The organism is Kineosporia succinea, assembly GCF_030811555.1.
Lineage (GTDB): Bacteria > Actinomycetota > Actinomycetes > Actinomycetales > Kineosporiaceae > Kineosporia > Kineosporia succinea.
This window is the reverse complement of sequence record NZ_JAUSQZ010000001.1, coordinates 4060066-4081695: the sequence shown is the minus strand read 5'-3', so window position 1 is coordinate 4081695 and position 21630 is coordinate 4060066. Positions and strand designations below refer to the sequence as shown.

1 protein-coding gene (only partly in view) is annotated in these 21630 nt (G+C 71.0%); it reads right to left on the bottom strand.

What is annotated here, in order from left to right:
• Positions 1–178: 178 nt before the first annotated feature.
• Positions 179–21630 carry the 3' portion of a hypothetical protein gene (locus J2S57_RS17665; protein WP_307244266.1) on the bottom strand. The gene runs 18730 nt beyond the window's last position, so only the last 21452 of its 40182 coding nucleotides appear in the window; its start codon lies off the right edge, out of view; the stop codon is at positions 179–181.

Genomic DNA, 21630 nt, shown 5'->3' with positions numbered 1-21630 from the left:
GCCTGTTCCGGCCCGCACCACGCGGACCGGCCCCTACCCCCTGCACGGACGGGCAGCGGGAAGGGTTCAAGCTGGATCCGGACGATTGTCAGCCGGCAGCCCGAGAGCCGGGCGAGGCCCGCGACCAGGCCGACCACGTGCCGGCCCGAACGCCGTCCAGGTGCCCTCGCGCGGGCCCTCAGCTGTCCAGACCCGGCCGCGGGGTGACCTCCGTGATCAGCCGGCCGTCGGCCGTGAACCTCACCGGGCCCGTCAACGGGGTGACCCTCGGGGCCAGACCGGGCCGGCCGACCGTGGGCGAACCCCATTCCTGAGGCCGCGGACCGCGACGGGTCGCTGGGGCCGCACTCAGGTCGGGGCCCGTCCCGTCGGCCCATCCGGCCGCCGGCGAGATGTGACCGACGGCCACGACTTCGGTGCGGGCGGCGATGCGTGGGGCCAGGGACCGCACGATCTTGGCGACCGTCGCCCGCTGCGCCGGGGTCAGGCCGAACACACCGGGCAGGAACAGCAGACGGGAGGACGCAGCGGCCGGGTGGCGTCGCACGTCGAAGCCCGGGTGCGGGTCACCCGGGAAGGTCACCAGCAGTCCGCCGGCGACCACCTGGACCTGGGCGTCGTCCACCCGGAACCGGCCCTCACCCTCAGACGTCACGTCCGGCCCGGTGAGAACGTCCAGCCCCGGGTTCGGCGCCGCCGGCTGCTCACCGTCCGGACGCGAGGCCACCGGCCCGGCCGCCGGGGACTCCCCCACCGCGGCATCCAGCCGAAGGACCTGGTCCTGCGCCCAGTCCCGCTGCCCGGCCAGGTGGTCGGCCTCGCGCTGCGCGGCCTGCCCCTGCGGACTGCCCGGGGTCGCCGCATCGGCCTCGGCCTGGGCCTCGCGGCGCAGCCCCTCGACGTGCCCGGCCCAGTCGTCGTAGGCGTCCCGCAGCTCACGCCGCATCTGATCGGGCCCACGCACCGGGGTCCGGCCGGCGGGCGACGCCGTCTCGCCGGACGTCTCGGCGCCCTCCGGGGTCGCGCCGTCACCGAACGACGGGGTGCCGAGGACCTCCGCCCGCTGCTGCGGATCCGGGTCGAATCCCTTCCACAGCGGCGGGTTACCGTCCGACGACGGCACCAGGGCACTCACCCTCCGCCCGGTCTGCCCGGCGATCTCGCGGGCCAGCACCTCGGCATCGGGCAGCGACTTCTGCTGCGTCACCTCGATTCCCGGCGAGCGCAGCACCAGGTTCCCGGTGTCGTCGACCACCAGGTTCCAGCGGTCCGACAGGCCGATCTCGGCACCGGCGCGCTCCGCCTCCGGCCCCGGCGGGCCGAGTGTGGGCGCGGTCTGCGGGGCCGCGGTGAGACGGTCGAGCCGCAGCAGCTGGTCACGGCGGAACGTTTGCTCCTCCTGGCGTTCGTCGAGCTGCCGGGTCGATCGGTCCCGCAGATGATCGGCCTGCGCACCGTCGATCCGGTCGGCCACGGCGTTGCGCACGGCGTTCGCGTCGCGCTGGATCGCCAGCCGCTGCGAGCTGTCCCGTTCCGCCCGCACCAGGGTCAGCTGGAGCTTCTCGGCCACCTGACCCGCGGCCCAGGCCGAGAGTTGCTCCCCCGGGGTCTTTCCGGACGGCGGGTCACCCAGCGCGGCCAGGGTCGCGGCCGCCTCGTCGACGCCTTCGACGGGCCGCAGCGACGAGAAGTCGGGCTGCAGAGCCTGGTTCAGCCAGGTCCGGGCCGCCCGGGGAGCCCCGTCGCCGTCCCGGACACTGATCGAGTCCCAGCGCTCGCCGGGCAGCGCGGTCAGCCGCTCGATCGTCTGCTCGCGGGTGCCGGCGTCGACCTCCCAGATGGTGGACGACGTGGGCACGCCGGTCTCTCCCGGAGCCTTCACGATCGGGTCACCCGAGGTGACGTCCTCGGAAACGTCGTCACCCGCGTCCGAAAGACTGCTCTCTGAAGCCCTTTCCGGAATCGTCGGCACACCGGCCGGCTGCGGGGTGCCCGAGGCGGTGAACGCCACGGTCGCGGCCGCGACCGGTTCGGCGTGACGCATCAGACCCTCCAGCGAGGCGAACGACGGCCCGGAGCCGGGTTCGAAGAGGTCACCACCCCGTGCGGGCGGACGGCTCGAGATCGCCTCCACCAGACCGTCCAGGGAGGCGAACGACGCCTCCGGGCGAGGCTCGAAGAGGTCACCGCCCCGTGCGGGCGGACGGTCCGAGATCAACTCCACGAGACCGTCGAGCGAAGCGGACGACGCCTCCGGACGGGGCTCGAGGACGTCTTCGGGAGTGACCACCGGGGCCGGAGCGTCCCAGTCCGTCACCGTGATCTCGGGGAGCGCCAGAGGACCGAACGCCCGTGTCTGCGCCTGGACCGCGTCGTCCTCCGGAACCGGCCGCAGGCCGCCGGACTCGGGACGCAACTGCAGCCCGGAGCGGGGTGCTCCGTCGAGACGCCCGAGAACGTCGTCGAGGGCCTCGGTCAGGGAACCGTGAGCCGTCCAGGTGCGATCGGCACCGGAAGGCACGATCTCCCAGGTGTTCCGGGCGTCGACGGCGCTGTGCAGCGGGGCGGTGGCGTTGACGGATGCCGGCCGGGCGACGGCGGCCTCGGTGGTGGGCACCCTCAGCGGGCCCGCGACCCCCACGACGACGGTGCCCTCCGGGAGCGCGGACGCGATCTCCTGAAGGGTGCGGGTGCCGGCCGGGAGCGAGTCCGAGACCAGGACCAGCACCCGGATCTTCTCGTCGTGCCGCACGATCGGGGCCAGGTAGTCGGCCGCGAAGGCGGCCGCCGTCACCGGGCGACCGTAGGCCGTCACCCCGAGCACGGGTGAGTCGGCCGTGGGCTCGGCGAAGTCCAGGTGGACGATCGAGGCGCGGGGCTCGTCGACCGTCGGGAACTCCTGCCGGGCGAGCAGTTCGGGCCCCGGCGTGTTCCGGGCACCGGGCAGGAACCAGCCGGAGGGAACCTTGACCGGCACCGGGGTACCGGTCCAGTCGCCCAGCCCGGCATCGTGCACGAGCCGTTGCGGAGACCACTGGGCCTCCACCAGGTTTCGCACCCGGAAGGTGATGGGCATCTCGGTGCCGCCGTAACCGATCTTGTCGCGCTCGTTGCGCGTACGCACCGTCACGGTGACCTCGGCGTCCAGGTAGACCGGCCCGTACCAGGTGGTGTCGAGCTCCCATGCCTCCCACTGGGTGGTGACGCGCTGGGAGGCCGAGAGCCCCATCTGGGACTTGCCCGAGTACATCGGCGCGGCGATCAGCGTGGCCGCGACCGGGTCGGCCGTGGCCTTGCCCCCGTTGCCCTCCACCGGGCGGGACCCGAACCGCAGCGGCATCAGCGTGTTCGGCCCGGCGCCGTGCGCGTCACCGGTCTGCATCGAGGCGTTTCCCGGAGCCGATCCGGCCGTCATGACGTCGGCCCGGCCGGCCACCTGCACCGCCGGGAAGTTCGTCGAGACCTTCGGGTCCACCAGGCGGAAACTGACCGACAGCGCGCCGGTCGTGTCGGTGAAGACGCTGCCGGTCGACCGCACGGGCACCCCCAGCCGGGCGGCGTCACCGCTCGCGCCGGTACCGGTCTGGATCAGATGGTTCTCCAGCACCGAGGGGTCGGTCAGGGCCCGCAGCTCGTCCTGGCCGATCTGCCCCCAGGCGGCCAGCAGCGCGGGCGAACCGGCGTGTTCCTCCAGCGCCCGGCTCCACGCGTCGTAGAGGTGCCGGACCTTGGCCGGGTCGAGCTGCAGCGTGATGTCCTTGCGCATCAGCTCGGCCCCGGTGAACGTCACCTCCGGCCGGCCCGAGGACGGGGCCCCGGGAGCGATCCGGCTGATGATCGGCTCACCGGTGGGCGCCGGCAACGGGCGCCGCAGGGCCGCGGTCGACGTGGCCGTCTGCACGCCGAGGGAGATGTCGCGGTTCGCGACGTTGGCCGTCGTACCCGTGGGACGGGACGCGGTGACCTGCTGGACGTGCCGGGACAAGGCCGTCGGCAGGCCCAGGCCGACCGTGTTCAGCAGCGGCGAGGGCCGCCACACACTGATCAGGGCGACCGAGACGCGGGCCTGGCCCACCTGCCCGGTGAGCGCGCCCTTCTCCTCGAAACCGTCGTAGCGGAACGAACTCGACGCGAACGAGCCGGCGTCGCTGCGGAACCGGCCCTGCAGCATCTCCGCGACGAACTGGCTCTGCGGCATGACCGGCGCCGCCACCCCGTTGACGATGCCGGTCGTGCCCACCGAGACGTTCAGCGCGGTGGAGCGCCCCCAGGCCGTTCCGGCCCGCCACTCGCCCCGGTTGTAGTACGACACGCTGCCTTCGGGCGCCTCGGTGGAGACCAGGCCCCGCCCGTCCGGGTCGATGTCGAGACGCAGCAGCAACTGCGTCACACGCTGGCCGAGGAACGTGCCGTCCACCCGCGTCAGCAGCAGACCGCCGGCTCGCATCCGGCCCTCCTGGCTGCCCAGGGCCTGCGGCGAGAGCATCGTGTCGAGACCACCCCGGACGGACGCCCCGGGCACCCCGAGCTGCCAGAGGGATCCCAGCGCTCCCGGGTCGTGCAGACGGAGCAGATCGGTGACGCCCTCCAGCACCGGGTTGTGGCGGCTCAGGGCCGGCGCGCCCGCCGCGGGCAGGAAGTGCTCCAGGCCCGAGATCAGCGGAAGCAAGGGATATTCCGCTACCGGCGTCGGGTCGGAATCGCTGAGCGGCGCGGTCGGGACGACTCGCTCGGCCTGGCCCGGTGCGTACCGGACCACGTCGGTGCCGGGCAGATCGGCCCGCACCACCCGGGGCTCGCCCTCCCGCAGGGCGGGCAGGTCCAGCTCGGCCGACTCCAGCTCGGCCAGGGTGTACGAGGTGCGCTCCGGGCGGAGGAACTGGATGCCGTCGGGCACGTCCACGTCGACCGCCACGGCCCGGAGGCCGAGGTGCTGGTCCACGCGCCGGCTCTCGGTGAGGTTCCGGCTCGAGACCGCGACGACACGCCAGCGCACCACGCCGGTCTGTCCCAGGTGGGGCAGCTTCGCGGTGATCTTGTGCCCCGGGGCGCGAGTGACCATCTGGGTCGAGCTGCGGGTGTCCGACACCGTGTAGCTCGGGCCGACCCGCACGTGCGCACCGCCGCCCTGGGCATTGCCGTACTCGTCCCGGCCCGGCGACTGGGTCGCGCCGAGCCGCGCGTTCGCCTCCACCCCGAAAGCGGCCACGGTGCTGGACGTCACGGTCGTCGCGGCGGAGTGCTCCGTCACCATGCTCGTGTCGAGCGTGATGCGGTCGCCCGTCGCCGACATCTGGTGCACCACCGGAACCAGGGCGAACTGGGCCTCCCGGTCTCCGAACGTCAGCTTCTGCGAGACCTTTCCGGCCTGGACGCCGGCGTCCCGGACGAACACGCCCCGTAGCTGGTCGCGGGTGACGGCCGAACCGGCCCACAACCCGGCCTGATCCCGGTCGATCCCCACGGCGACGAGCTGGTCGACCAGGGCGGCACGCACGGCCTGCACGCCGTCGACCCCGATGACCCGGTCGGAGGGGCGCACCTCGACCGTCCCGGGGGGATCGGTGTACGGCGAGAAGACCCAGCCGGTGTCGAACTGCCACCAGCGTCCCGGCTGACGAGTCGGGGTCTGGGTCTGCGTTCCCTCCCACCGGGTGAGCGCCTTGTCGACGTCGTCGAGACGCTCGACCGCCAGGGTGGGCACCCGCTCCAGCGCCGGGGTCGGCGCCGGGTCCGCCGACGGACCGTCCTCGAGGGTCGGGAGCAGCGGATCGGCCGTCGACGTGAGTGGTTCGGGCACCATCCAGCCGGCATCGGCCCGGAACTGCTCGCTGCCGGACGCCCTCAGGACCGGAGCCTGACGCCCCACCAGCCCGCGGGCCCCCTTCTCGATCGCGCGCACGATCTGCGCCGACACGTCGGGCGAGAGCACCCGGCTGACCGAGACGCTCAGCGTCACCTCGGCCGGGTAGCGGAAGACCCAGGCCGGGCCCGAGTACGAGAGCTGCTTGGACACGGCCCCGCCGTGCGGGACGTCGACGGTGTCGGTGTGCGTGCGGCTGGCCGAGGAGCCCGCCAGGAAACGCCCCTGGAGCGTGCGGTCGGTTCCCGGGACCGGCAGGGTGAACTGCCAGCGCGAGCCCACGGACACCCCGGTGCCGCTGCCGTCGGCCCCGCTGTGGGCGTGGTCGAACGACCCGCTCGGGTTCATCCCGACCGTGGCGTCCACCACCCGGAAGGAGTCTCCCGGCACCGGTTCCAGACGCCGCGCCGTCAGCTCGAAGGTGATGTGCTCGTGGTCGCCCGAGGCCAGCTCGCGTACGTAGGTCGCGCTGCGCCCACCGTCGGAGAAGATCGCCTCCTGCCCGTAGCGCACGTCCGGCTCGCTGAAGTGTGCCGTCAGGAACTCTTCCAGCAACAGGTCCTCGTCCCGGGTGCGCGGCGGCACGGCCACCCGGTCGGCCCCCGGGTCCCGGCGGGAGCGCTCGAGCAGCGCCAGACGATCGGTGAACCTCTTCACCAGGTTGTGGGTCCCGGTGATCCCGAGATTGCCCGCGAAGCCGGACGGGCCGGTCGGGCGGGCCAGGTTCAGCGGCGCGAACCGGTTTTCCGCTGTCTCGACCGTGGTTTCGGCCGGCGCTTCCGGCGCCGGCGCGTCGTCGGGCGTGAGTGTCGGCGCGTCGTCGGGCGTCGGTGCCGGCGCATCGTCGGACGTGAGCACCGGTGCGTCGTCCGGCGTGAGCGCCGGCTGGCCCGGCGTGACCGCGGTCCCGGTCACCGGCGGCGTCGGCGTCGGCGTCGGCGTCGGCGAGGTGGCCGCCTCGGCCAGGGCCTTCTCGAACAGCGGCACCATCTCCGTGGGCACGTAGACCGTGACGGACAGATCGGTGCGCAGATCCGCGACGGGAGCACCCGCGTCCGTCGTCTGCCCGGTGATCGCCTCGGCGCCCAGCGACAGACGCACCTGGAGCTGGAACGGCACACTGGAACCCGAGAAGCCCACCTTCTCCGACACTCCCAGCCCCTGGGAGCTCGTGAGCGTCACCCCTCGCGACGTGCTGACCGGGAACCCCACGGCCACCAGGGGAACCCAACTGCCCAGTGGCGCAAGGCTTCCCGTGACACCGGCGGAGAAGCCGAAGGTCCCGCTGTTGCCCTGCCCCCAGACCAGGCTGCCCGAGCCACTCTGGTCCAGGCGCACGGGCACCTCGACCGGCGGGCCCAGACGCCGCGCCGCCAGCACCTCGGCACCGAGACGGGGAGACAGCCGACGGCCCTTGGTCCAGGGCACCGCCGGCAGCGGCATGGACGTGCCGAGGATCCGGGGCAGTTCGTGCAGGACCGCGTTCTCGGCCAGGCGGTGCGACGCCACGGTCGACACGAGCGAGTCCGGACGCTCCGAGAGAGCCTCCCGCGCGGCGCGTTCCAGGTTTCCCAGACCACCGATCGGGCCGTAACCGGGAAGCACCCCGCCCAGGGCCGAGGTGAGCGGCGCGGCCTCGGAACCGGTCACCCAGGGGCCGGGATCCGGCTGGTAGGTGGCGATCTTCTCGGGGAACGAGACCCGCAGCGGGCGGGTGTCGGGGGTGTGCTGCACCGACTCGAACAGGACGGTGTCGCTGCCCTGCGCCCGCACCCGGGTGACCAGACGGGCGGCCAGATCGAAGTAGACCTGGGCCCCGGCCTGCACCGGCCCCCCGCCGGAACCGGAGTCCTGGCCCGCGCCGGCCGTGCGGGTGGAGGTCGACGAGGCACTGATACCACCGCTGACCATCACCGCCATGTTGCCCTGGCTGATGCTCGCCAGCACCGAGAAGTCGGCCGTACCGGTCTTGGTGAAGGTCTGGGCGATAGCGACCGAGCGCGACACCATGCCGTCCAGGGCACCGCTGAAGTTCTCCCCCGCGCGCGGCCGGGGCTGCTGGGACGGCGTCACCCGCTGGGCACCGTCGCGGTCGACGTCGCTGAGGCTCACCGTCATGGTGTGCCCGGCGGCGCTCACGTCGAGGCCGCCCTCCAGCATCATCCGGGCCGCGTCGGTGGCCCCCAGCTGGCCGATCCGGGAGGCCAGGTTCTGCTGCAGTTGCGCGAGCAGGGCCGGGGACGGGGACGTGGCGAACTGCGTGGCCAGGCCCGTGAAGGCCGGGTCGGTGAATCCGGTGCCGGCGAAGCTGTCGGCCCGGCCGAGAGGGCCGAACCCGAACTGCTCCCCCGTGACCAGGTTGACCCCGGTCACCGGAAAGGCGCCGGACCGCCCGAAACCGGCAGGCAGAACCGCCGGTTTCGCGGCCGCGTCCTGGATCGCCCCGTCGAGCCGCGCGGTCTCGACGAGCGCCGCCCGGCTGATCGCGGCGGACTCGCGCCCGGCCGCCAGCCGGGACAGGTCCCGGGCCATCGTGACCATGACCAGGGCGTCCGCCAGCTCGGGCACCAGACGCGCGCCGGCGTTGGCGACCAGCTGCCGCCAGTCCGGGTCGTCCCGGCCCGGGAGCATCGTCATCCCGAGCCCGGCCTCGACCTCGTCGCCGATCTCCCGCAGGGCCCGCTCGTGCCCCGGGTCGATCGTGGACTCCCCCAGCGCGCTCTCCAGCCGGCCGGCCACGAACGGCGCCCAGGCCAGGTGCCCGGCGAGATCGCTCAGTTCCGAGCGGGCCGCCGCGTCCAGGCCCGTCAGCACCTTGCTGTCGCCGCCGAGCTGGTCGACCGTCTCGGCGAACTCGTTCCGCCCCTGCGTCGTGAGCCGGTCGATCGCGGCGGCCAGGTCGCCGTCCGTCAACCGGGCGACACGGTCGAGCCCGGCCAGGTCGGCCAGGGCGTCGGTGTCACCCAGCAGCGCCCCCTCGAGCAGGTGACTCACCACCGGCGTGGCGAGCCGGAGCCGTTCGGCCGCCGTCGCCTCGACCCCGTCCGGGAACTGCCCGGAGATGCCGCGCAGGCTCTCGACCAGCGTGGTGTTCTGGCCCGGGGTCCGTGCGGCGGCCGACAGTTCGAGGGAGGGAACGGACGGGACGCGGCTCATGCCCTTGCCCCGTTCGGCGCTGCGGCTCCCCGGTCCACCACCCCGTCCGCCGCTCGCGCCGACGCCCTGCCCACCGGTGCGGCCACCGCTCGGGCCGCTGCCCGTGACCGTGGTCTGATCGCCGGACTGGGAGCCGCTCTGGTCACCGCCCTGGCTGCTGCCCTGGTGGCCGCCCAGCCCACCCGTGTGACCACCGCTGAAGCCACCGCTCGGGCCCCCGCCGGAGTCCCCGCTCGGCATGGAGGGGAAGAAGTCGGGGTTACCGCCCTCGCCCCGGAGCAGCAGCAGGCCCGCACCGCCCAGCGCTCCCCGGACCGCCTCCCGGACGTCCCGGAAGGTGTCCGACGTCAGGGTGTCCGGGCCTTCCCCGGCCGGGGCGTGGGCCAGCAGCATCGCGGCCACCACCGGAACCGCGTCCTGCTTCACCGCGTTCAGCGAACGATCGACCGGCAGCCCTCGCAGCACGTCCTCGGCCGCGGCCCGGAAGGGCCCGGCGAGCGAACCAGCCTCCCCCAGAGCATCTCTCGACTGCCGCGTGCGGTCTCTCCACCAGGAGTCGAACGGCGTGGTGCGGTCCCGCTGGAGCCGGGCCCCGGTGAAGCCCGTGAGCCCGGAGACCTTGAGCAGATCGGCCGACTCCCGGCCGAACCGGTCGGCCCGCAGATTCACGCCGGGCTCCGGCCCGACCGGGAGCGGGGTCGTGAGATCGTCCGGCCGCGGCGTGCCCTCCGCCGTGAACGAGACGCCCGGCGTGACGGCCGGGGCCGGGCGGGGCAGGACGGACCTCTCACCGGAACGGTCCGGGGTCGGCCAGTACGGGTCGAGACCGCTCCATCCCGGGCCGGGGTCGATGGTGCTCCAGCTGCCGGTGCGGTCGACCAGTGACCCGTCCGCCCCCTGGAACGTGACGTTACCCGGGGTTCCCGGGTGCCGATCGGCCGACAGCGGGGCCTGCATCGCCGCGGTGACGAGGGCCTGGGCGGAATGCTTCCAGGAGAAGCCCTTCAGAGCCTCCTGCAGGTCGGCCGCCTTCACCTCGCGATCCCGGATGTCGCGCGCGAGGTTCTCGATCGCGCCGACCCAGTCGCTCACCGCGTCGAGCGGGTTGGACGACGACTGCGCCACGCTGTCGGAGTGCCCGAGGAAGTTCAGGAAGTCCGCGGCACCGCTCTCACTGTTGACCAGCACCGGGATGCCCTCGCCCGCAGCCTCCGTCGCCACCAGGCCGAAACCCTCGTGCAGCGACGGCATGATGATCGCATCGGCGTCGGCGCGGTCCCGGACCAGGTCGAGCGGATCCTTGGTGAAGCCTCTCAGATCCAGTGCGTCACCGTAGATCTCGACAATGTGGTTCCAGCGCTGACGGAGACTCTCCTCCTTCTGGGCGTCCGTCGCGTCCGGCGGCAGCGGGTCGTCCCAGCTCGTGTTCACGTCGTCGCCGATCGAGGAACCGTCGTCGCTGAACGCCCGGCGTTCGGAATCGGCCGGCGACGCGGGCGTCTCCGACCGGGCCACTCCCGCCGGCCCGCCCCGCACGATGATCTTCACGTTGAGCTCGTCGGCGCCCTGGCTCAGGTCGACCGGCCGACCGTGCTTCAGGGACTCGCGGTGGGCGTCGACCGAAGCGTTGAGGTGCTGTGACCGGAGGGCCCAGATCGCCTTCAGCGCACCCTCGACACCCTTGATCGGGTCGGTCGCCCGCCCGGAGAGCAGGAGGGTGATCGGCTTCCCGGGATCCCGGGAGCCACCGCGAGCCTCGCCCGACACCGTCGCCCCGGGGATCAGAGCGTGCAGGGACTGACCGTGGACGTCGCGCTGAGCCAGCCGGTCGGCCTCGCGGGTGAGCAGTTCCCCGACACCGACGATCAGGTCGGACCGGGTCATCACGTCCTGGTCGATCGCGGCCTTCCGCGCACCCGACTGGTACGCCTTGGCCCACGGGGTGCCGGCGTCCGGGGCGGGCGGAACCACCTTCGCGTCCTCCGGATCCAGGTCCGGCTTCTTCACCACGTCGAGCCGGAGCGGGCTGGTGTGCAGGAAGTGCACCAGCTTCGCCTCCGGGAAGAAGTTCTGCCGGATCCGGTCCGCGGCCGGCCCCGAGAACCGGGAGTGGCCCAGGACCAGGTCGAACTTCCCGCCCAGCCCCTTCGGCAGCTCGTCGCCGTTCGCGATCGCCATCAGGCGGTCCCGGCCCTCGACGTTCCGTGCGGTCTGATCCGCGGTCGGGGGCACGTTCACGACGCTCACGTCGCCGTGCTTCGCGCTCACGTCGGCGGCGTCGTAGCCGTCGTGCCCGTCGACGGTCAGCAGCACCACGTCGTTGTCGCCGGCCAGGCCGTTGGTGAGCTCGAGGTTGAACACCGGGACGCCCCCGAGACCGTGACCGCTCTCGTCGATCACGACCAGGATGCGCGGACGGTCACCGGCCGTCGGCACGAGGTGCACGTGCTGCGGATCCGCGCCCGCCTCGTCGTCCCGGTCGTGACCGCCGCCGGAGTCGCCGTCCGGCTCGTTCCCCGCATCGGTGGTGCCGTCGCCCTGGTGCTGAGAAGGCCCGCCGAAGTCGGGATTACCACCCCGCAGGCCCGGCGGGTCGATCCCCAGACCACGGATGATCTCGCGGCCGGCGTCCTGAACCCGGCGGGCGGTGTCCGATCCCGGCGGATTGTCCAGCAAGAGCGCCGTCAGTACCGGAACCACGTCCTGGCGCACACGGTTCGGGGCCGTCGTCCGGAGACGACGCGCGATGTCCTCCGCATTCTGCCGGGCCGGACCCACCTCGGAATTCGGCCTGCCGTCGAGGAACTCACGCACCTGCCGCGACGTCCCGTGGAACCAGCGGTCGAAACTCTCGCCCCGATCCTCCTTGCTCATCGGGTCACGCCAGCTGTTCGCGTCCCCCAGACCCGCCCCCTCCAGAGCGTCGTCCAGCCCTTCGCGGAAATCGGTGACGTCGAAACCGGACTCGATCTGCACGCCTCGCGGCAGCGGCCAGTACGGATCCAGGCCGTTCCAGTCCGGGCCCGGGTCGGTCGAGCGCCAGTCCGCCGTCTGATCCACCAAGGACCCGTTACGCCCCTGGAACGTGATCAGACCCGTGGCCCCATCAGCTCGCTCCTGCCGCGACGGCGCCTGCGCCGCCGCGTCGATCATCGACTGCGCGGCATCCTTCCAGGAGAAATCCTTCAGAACCTCCTGCAGCTCCGCCGCCTTCTCGTTGCGCTCCCGGAGGTCGTGCGCCAGATCCTTGATCGCGGAGGTCCAGTCGTGCACGGCCTCGATCGGGTTCGACGACGAATCCGCCACACTGTCGTCGAAGCCGAGGAACCGCAGGAAGTCCCCGGCCCCGCTCTCCGCATTCACGAGAACGGGAATGCCCTCGCCGGCGCCCTCGGTCGCGACCAGCCCGAACCCCTCGTGCAGCGACGGCATGATGATCGCGTCGGCCTCGGCCCGGTCGTTCACCAGATCCTGCGGGTCCTTGGTGAAACCCCGCAGATCCAGCATGTCGCCGTACAACCGCACGATGTTGTTCCACCGCTGTCTGAGCGCGGCGTCCTTCTGCGCGTCCGTCGCGTCCGCGGGCAGTTCGTCGTTCCACCGCGTGTCCACCGGGCTACTGGGGACGCTGCTGTCGGAATCGCTGTCGGGCTCCGGGAACAGGAACGTGGTCCGGTCCACACCGGCCGGCCCACCCCGCACGATGATCTTCACATTGTGCTCGTCAGCGCCCCTCGAGAGGTCGCCACCGTCCTCGGCCGCGGCGTTCAGCTGCTGCTGACGCAGGTTCCAGACCGCCTTCAGCGCTCCCTCGACGCCCTTGATCGGGTCCGTCGCCCGCCCCGAAAGCAGGAGGGTGATGGGCTTTTCCGGATCCCTCGTGTGCGTACGCGGACCGCCGGCCACCGAACCCGGAATCAGCGCGTGCAGGGCCTGGCCGTTCTCGTCCCGCTTCGCCAGACGATCGGCCTCACGGGTCAGCAATTCACCGACACCCACGACCAGGTCGGACTTCACCATGACGCTCTGGTCGATGTCCGCCTTGCGCTTACCCGAGTTGTACGCCTTCGCCCACGGGGTCTTCGCGTCCGCCGGCGGGGGAACCACCGTGGCATCAGCCGGGTCCAGATCCGGCTTCTTCACCACGTCCAGCCGCAACGGGCTGGTGTGCAGGAAGTGCACGAGTTTCGCGTCGGGGTAGAAGTTCTCGCGAATGCGGCCGGCGGCCGGGCCCGAGAACCGGGAGTGGCCCAGCACCAGGTCGTACTTCTGTCCCAAGCCCTGGGGCGGGGCGTCCCCGTTCGCGATCGACATCAGGCGATCGCGGCCCTCGCCCGTGTCCCCCGGCTTCGGCGGGACGTTCACGACACTCACGCCGCCGTGCGCCGCGCTCACCCGGGCCGCGTCGTAGTCCCCGTGCGCGTCGACCGTCAGCAGGGTGACGTCGTTGTTCTGCGAAAGACCGTTCGTGAGCTCGAGATTGAACACCGGGACGCCACCCAGCCCGTGACCGGACTCGTCGATCACGACCAGGACCTTCGGACGGCCGTCATTCGACGGCGCAACGACATGGACGTGCTGCGGGTCCACACCCGCGTCATCGTCGCTGTCGCCATCGTCGTCCGACTCGTTCTCGGAATCCGCATCGCTGTCGTCGCTGTCGTCGCGGTGCTGAGAAGGACCACCGAAGTCCGGATTACCGCCCCGCACCCGGGTCGGATCGATTCCCAGACCGCGAATGATCTCCCCGGCCGCATCCCGGATCCCGGTCACCGTCTCCGGCGTCTGCGGGCTGTCCATCAGCATCGCCGTGATCACCGGGACCACGTCGTACTTCACCTTGTTCGGTGCCGTCGTGGGCAGGCGGCGGACGATGTCCTCCGCCTGCTGCCTCACCGGACCGACCTCGGGCGTGGGCCTGCCCGCCAGGTAATCCTTCGCCTGCTGCGACCGCCGGTCGAACCAGGAATCGAACGAGCCTCCCCGGTCGCCCTTCCCACCCCGGTCACGCTGCGTCGACGGATCGCCCAGACCCGAATCGCGCAGGGCGTCGTCCAGCCCGTCCCGAAGATCGGTGACATCGAACCCGGAAGTCTCCCCCGAGTCCTTCGGCCGCGGCCAGTACGGGTCCAGACCGTTCCAGTCCGGCCCTGGATCCGTCGACTGCCAGTCCGCCGTCTGATCGACCAGCGAACCGTTCCCGCCCTGGAAGGTGATCTGCCCCGTCGCCCCGTCGGCCCGCTCCTCGCGCGTGGGCGCCTGCATCGCGGCATCGACCAGAGAACGCGCGGAATCCCGCCAGGTGTAGTCCTTCAGGACCTCCTGCAGTTCCGCGGCCTTCTCGTTGCGCTCGTTGAGATCCCGCGCCAGGTCCTTGATCGCCTGGGTCCAGTCACCCACCGCCTCCACCGGATTCGACGACGAATCCGCCACGCTGTCGTCGTACCCCAGGAACCGCAGGAAGTCTCCCGCACCGCTCTCGGCATTGACGAGCACCGGAATACCCTCACCAGCGCCCTCGGTCGCCACGAGACCGAAGCCCTCGTGCAGCGAGGGCATGATGATGGCGTCGGCCTCGGCGCGGTCATTGACCAGGTCCTGCGGGTCCTTCGTGAAACCGCGCAGGTCGAGCATGTCGCCGTACAACCGCACGATGTTGTTCCACCGCTGCCTCAGCGCCGCTTCCTTCTGCGCATCCGTCGCATTCGCCGGCAGCTCGTCGTTCCACCGCGTGTCCACCGGACTGCTCGGCGCGCTGCTGTCGGAATCGCTGTCCGGCTCCGGGAACAGGAACGTGTTCCGGTCCACGCCCGCGGGCCCACCGCGCACGATGATCTTCACGTTGTGCTCGTCAGCGCCTCGCGACAGATCACCGCCATCTTCAGCCGCGGCGTTCAGCTGCTGCTGACGCAGGTTCCAGACCGCCTTCAGCGCACCTTCGACACCCTTGATCGGATCCGTCGCGCGTCCCGAAAGCAGCAGGGTGATGGGCTTCTCAGGAGCACGGACGTGCGTACGCGGACCACCGGCCACCGAACCCGGGATCAGAGCGTGCAGCGACTGGCCGTTCTCGTCCCGCTTCGCCAGACGATCGGCCTCACGCGTCAGCAGCTCACCGACACCCACCACGAGGTCGGACTTGACCATGACGCTCTGGTCGATGTCCGCCTTGCGACGACCCGAGTTGTACGCGTTGGCCCACGGGGTCTTGGAGTCGGCCGGGGGCGGGACCACGGTCGCGTCCGCCGGGTCCAGGTCCGGCTTCTTCACCACATCGAGCCGCAGCGGGCTCGTGTGCAGGAAGTGCACGAGTTTCGCGTCCGGATAGAAGTTCTCGCGAATGCGGTCGGCGGCCGGACCCGAGAAGCGCGAGTGGCCCAGCACCAGGTCGTAGGAGTCGCCCAGGCCCTTCGGCGGTGCTGCACCGTTCGCGATCGCCATCAGACGATCGCGCCCCTCACCCGTCTGTCCCGGCGACGGCGGAACATTCACCACACTGACGCCGCCGTGGTTGGCGCTCACCTGAGCGGCGTTGTAATCACCGTGCGCATCGACCGTCAGCAGCGTGACGTCATTGTCGGCCGCGAGGCCGTTCGTGAGCTCCAGGTTGAACACCGGAACCCCACCCAGCCCGTGACCACTCTCGTCGATGACGACCAGGATCTTCGGACGTCCGTCATTCACCGGAGGAACGATGTGCACGTGCTGCGGATCCACACCCGCGTCATCGTCACCGTCGTACCCGTCGTCCGACTCGTTCTCAGAATCGGCGTCGCTGTTGTCGTGCTGCGGATCCGCGAAGTTCGGATTACCGCCCAGGCCGGGTGTTTCCCGGATCCCCAGGCCACGGATGATCTCCCCGGCGGCGTCCCGGATCATCGCGGTCGTGTCCGCGTTCAGTGGATTGTCCATGAGCAAGGCCGTCATCACCGGGACGACGTCCTGCCGCACCCGGTTCGGCGATGTCGTCGGCAGGCGCCGGGCGACGTCCTCCGCCAGCTGCCGGGCCTCGTTGACGGCCGCTCGCGGCCTCTCGTCGAGGAATTCGCGGGCCTGCTGCGACGTCTCGTGGAACCAGCGGTCGAAGCTCCGGCCCTCGTCCTCCTTGCTCATGACGTCGCGCAGGGTCGACGGGTCCTCGAGGCCGGCCTGCGCCAGGGCGTCGTCCAGACCGTCCCGGAAGCCGGTGACGTCGAAGGGTGAGGTGATCTGGACGCCGCGGGGAAGCGGCCAGTACGGATCGAGCCCGTTCCAGTCCGGTCCGGGATCCGTTGACCGCCAGTCCGCGGTCTGATCGACCAGCGACCCCTTGCTGCCCTGGAACGTGATCCGGCCGCTCGTCCCGTCCGCCCGGTCCTGCGCCGACGGCGCCTTCTGGGCCGCATCCACCAGTGAACGCGCGGAGTCTCTCCAGGTGTAGTCCTTCAGGACCTCCTGCAGCTCCGCGGCCTTCTCGTTGCGGTCCTCGATGTCACGGGCCAGGTCCTTGATCGCATCGACCCAGTCACCCACCGCATCGACCGGATTCGACGACGAGTCGGCCACGCTGTCGTCGAAACCCAGGAACCGCAGGAAGTCCCCGGCGCCGCTCTCCGCGTTCACGAGCACCGGGATGCCCTCGCCCGCCCCCTCGGTCGCCACGAGACCGAAACCCTCGTGCAGCGACGGCATGATGATCGCGTCGGCCTCGGCCCGGTCGTTCACCAGATCCTGCGGGTCCTTCGTGAAACCGCGCAGATCGAGAGCATCTCCGTAGAGGCGCACGATGTTGTTCCACCGCGCCTGCAGAGCCGCCTTCTTCTGGGCGTCGGTCGCGTCGGACTGCGGAGGCACCCAGCTGGTGTCGACCTCCCCGTCGCTGTCGCTCTGGTAGGTGCCGTCGTCCAGGGCGTCACGGCTCACACCGTCGGGACCGCCCCGCACGATGATCTTGACGTTGAACTCGTCCGCGCCGTCGCGATGCTGTGACCGCAGGCTCCAGATCGCCTTCAGCGCGCCCTCGACACCCTTGATCGGGTCGGTGGCCCGGCCGGAGAGCAACAGGGTGATCGGCTTGTCCGGATTCCGGGTCCAGGCGCGCGGAGCCCCCGCCACCGATCCGGGGATCAGAGCGTGCAGCGACTGGCCGTTCTCCTCCCGCTTCGCCAGACGGTCGGCCTCACGCGTCAGCAGCTCACCGACCCCCACGACCAGGTCGGACTCCACCATCACACTCTGGTCGATGTCCGCCTTGCGCCGACCCGAGGTGTACGCCCTGCTCCAGGGCGTGTTCGCGTCCGCCGGCGGCGGGACCACCGTCGCGTCGTCGGGGTTCAGGTCCGGGTTCTTGACCACGTCCAGCCGCAGTGGGCTGGTGTGCAGGAAGTGCACGAGCTTGGCCTCGGGGAACCAGTTCTCCCGCATCCGCTGAGCCGCCGGCCCCGAGAACCGGGAGTGCCCCAGCACCATGTCGTACGTGCCCGTCAGACCGGCCGGGGGCTTGCCGTTCGCGACCGCCATCAGACGGTCCCGGCCCTCGCCGCCCTGACCCGGGTTCGGCGGGACGTTCACGACACTCACGTCACCGTGGTTGGCGCTCACCTGAGCGGCGTTGTAGTCACCGTGCGCGTCGACCGTCAGGAGGGTCACGTCGTTGTCGGCCGAGAGGCCGTTCGTGAGCTCCAGGTTGAAGACCGGTACGCCACCCAGCCCGTGACCGGACTCGTCGATCACGACCAGGATCTTCGGGCGTCCGTCATTCGACGGCGGAACGATGTGCACGTGCTGTGAATTCAGGCCCGCGTCGTCGTCGGCACCGTCGGGGTCTGCGTCCGACTCGTTCTCGGAATCCGCGTCACTGTCGTCGCGGTGCTGCGAAGGGCCGCCGAAGTCCGGGTTGCCACCCCGGCCGGGCGTTTCGCGGATCCCGAGTCCCCGGATCATCTCCACGGCCGCATCCCGTACGAGAGCGGTGTTGTCGGGGTTCTGGGGGTTGTCCAGCAGCAGAGCCGTCATCATCGGGACGACGACCTGATTCACGCGGTTCGGAGCCGTGGTCGGCAGGCGGCGCGCGATGTCCTCCGCCAGGGCCCGGGTCTGCCGGACGTCCTGCTCGGACTCGCGGTCGAGGTAGGTCTCGGCCCGCTCCAGCTGCTGCGCGAACCAGCGGTCGAAGCGGGCGCCCGCTTCGGTGCGGTCCCGGCGGTCGCGCAGGGTCGCGCGGTCGCTCATGCCGGCGTCGCGCAGGGCGCTGCCCAGATCGCCGCCGAAGGCCCGGATCCCGAAGTCGACGTTCTGCTGCGCCTCCTGCGGCAGCGGCCAGTACGGTTCGAGACCGTTCCACTCCGGGCCGGGGTCGACCGTCTCCCAGTCGTCACTCCGGTCGACGATCTCGCCGCCCCGCCCCTGCACGGTGACCTGGCCGCTCGCCCCGGCGGCCCGCTCCTGCGGCGAGGGAGCCTCGTTCGCCGCCTGCACCAGCGCCTGGGCGGCGTGGTCCCAGGAGAAGTCGCGCAGAACCTTCTGCAGCTTCTCGGCCTTGAACTCCCGGCGCTCGATGTCCTGGGCGAGCTTCTTGATCGCGTCGCCCCAGTCGCTCACCGCGTCGATCGGGTTGGACGACGACTGCGCCACGCTGTCGGAGTGCCCGAGGAAGTTCAGGAAGTCCGCGGCACCGCTCTCACTGTTGACCAGCACCGGAATACCCTCACCGGCGCCCTCGGTCGCGACCAGGCCGAAGCCCTCGTGCAGCGACGGCATGATGATCGCGTCCGCCTCGGCCCGGTCGTTCACCAGATCCTGCGGGTCCTTCGTGAACCCCCGCAGATCCAGCATGTCGCCGTACAACCGCACGATGTTGTTCCACCGCTGCCTGAGCGCGGCGTCCTTCTGCGCGTCCGTCGCGTTCGCCGGGAGCTCGTCGTTCCAGCGCGTGTCGACCGGACTGCTCGGCGCACTGCTGTCGGAATCGCTGTCCGGCTCCGGGAACAGGAACGTGGTCCGGTCCACGCCCGCGGGCCCACCGCGAACGATGATCTTCACGTTGTGCTCGGCCGCACCCCGCGACAGGTCACCGTCTCCCTCGGCCGCCGCGTTCAGCTGCTGCTGACGGAGGTTCCAGACCGCCTTCAGCGCCCCCTCGACCCCCTTGATCGGGTCCGTCGCCCGACCTGAGAGCAGCAGGGTGATGGGCTTCTCGGGATCACGGGTGCGCACGCGCGGAGCGCCCGACACGGCCCCCGGGATCAGGGCGTGCAGCGACTGGCCGTTCTGGGAACGGTTGGCCAGCCGGTCGGCCTCGCGGGTCAGCAGTTCGCCGACCCCCACGATCAGGTCGGACTTGACCATCACGCTCTGGTCGATGTCCGCCTTGCGACGACCCGAGTTGTACGCCTTGCTCCAGGGTGTCTCGGCGTCAGCAGGCGGTGGGACGACCTTCGCGTCCGCCGGGTCCAGGTCGGGCTTCTTCACCACATCGAGCCGCAACGGACTCGTGTGCAGGAAGTGCACCAGCTTGGCATCGGGGAAGAAGCTGTCCCGGATCCGGTCGGCGGCCGGCCCGGAGAACCGGGAATGCCCCAGCACCATGTCGAAGTCGTGGCCCAGCCCGTCGGGGAGACTGTCGGCGTTCGCGATCGCCATCAGCCGATCGCGCCCCTCCCCCTTCTGCCCCGGGGCCGGCGGCACGTTCACCACACTCACGTTGCCGTGCGCCGCGCTCACCCGGGCCGCGTCGTAGTCACCGTGGGCGTCGACCGTCAGCAGGGTGACGTCGTTCTCCTTGGCCAGCCCGTTGGTGAGCTCCAGGTTGAAGACCGGGACACCCCCCAGCCCGTGACCACTCTCGTCGATCACGACCAGGATCTTCGGGCGTCCGTCGTTCGACGGCGGAACGATGTGGACGTGCTGCGGATCCACGCCCGCATCATCGTCGTCGCTGTCGTGGTCGTCGGCCGACTCGTTCTCGGAGTCCGCGTCACTGTCGTCGAGGTGCTGCGAGGGACCGCCGAAGTCCGGGTTCCCGCCCAGTCCGGGCGTTGTGCGAATCCCCAGACCACGGATCATCTGCTCGGCCGCATCCCGCACCGAGACCGCGGTGTCGGGCGTCAGCGGCGTGTCCAGCAACACGGCCGTGAGCACCGGAACGACATCTTGCCGCACCCGGTTCGGCGCCGTTGTCGGCAGGTTTCGCGTCAGGCTCTCCGCGTTGGCCCTCGCCTCGTTGACCCGTCCCCGCGGCTTGTCGTCCAGGAACTCCCGGGCCTGATCCAGCTGGTTCGCGAACCACCGATCGAAGCTCCCGCCCCGATCCTGCTTGCTCATCGGGTCACGCAACACCGAGCGATCACCCAGGCCGGCGACGTCGAGCGCGTTGTCGAGGCCCTCGCGGAAGCCGGCGATGCCGAACTCCGACCCGATCTGAACACCGCGCGGCAACGGCCAGTACGGATCCAGACCGTTCCAGTCCGGACCCGGATCCGTCGACTTCCAGTCCGCCGTCTGATCGACCAGCGAACCATTGGCCCCCTGGAACGTGATCAGACCCTTCTCACCATCGGCACGATCCTCGGCCGACGGAGCATTCTGCGCCGCGTCCACCATCGAACGCGCGGCGTCCCGCCAGGAGAAGTCCCTCAGGACATCCTGCAGCTCTGCGGCCTTCTCGTTGCGCTCGTTGAGATCCCGCGCCAGGTCCTTGATCGCCTGGGTCCAGTCGCTCACCGCCTCGATCGGATTCGACGACGAATCAGCCACACTCTCGTCAAAGCCCAGGAACCGCAGGAAGTCTCCCGCACCGCTCTCGGCATTGACGAGCACCGGGATACCCTCACCAGCGCCCTCGGTCGCCACGAGACCGAAGCCCTCGTGCAGCGAGGGCATGATGATGGCGTCGGCCTCGGCGCGGTCATTGACCAGATCCTGCGGATCCTTCGTGAAACCGCGCAGGTCGAGCATGTCGCCGTACAGCCGAACAATGTTGTTCCAGCGCTGCCTGAGCGCGGCGTCCTTCTGCGCATCCGTCGCGTCCGCGGGCAGCTCGTCGTTCCACCGCGTGTCCACGGGACTGCTCGGCGCACTGCTGTCGGAATCACTGTCCGGCTCCGGGAACAAGAACGTGTTCCGGTCCACGCCCGCGGGCCCACCGCGCACGATGATCTTCACATTGTGCTCGCCGGCACCCCGGGAGAAGTCGCCGTCACCCGTCTCGGCCGCCGCGTTCAGTTGCTGCTGCCGGAGGTTCCAGACCGCCTTCAGCGCACCCTCGACACCCTTGATCGGATCCGTCGCCCGACCCGAAAGCAGCAGAGTGATGGGCTTTTCCGGATCACGCGTATGCGTACGCGGACCGCCGGCCACCGAACCCGGAATCAGCGCGTGCAGGGCCTGGCCGTTCTCGTCCCGCTTCGCCAGACGATCGGCCTCACGGGTCAGCAGCTCACCCACGCCGACCACGAGATCGGACTTCACCATCACGCTCTGATCGATGTCCGCCTTACGACGACCAGAGTTGTACGCCTTCGCCCACGGGGTCTTCGCGTCCGCCGGCGGGGGAACGACCGTCGCGTCCGCCCGATCCAGGTCCGGCTTCTTCACCACGTCCAGCCGCAGCGGGCTGGTGTGCAGGAAGTGCA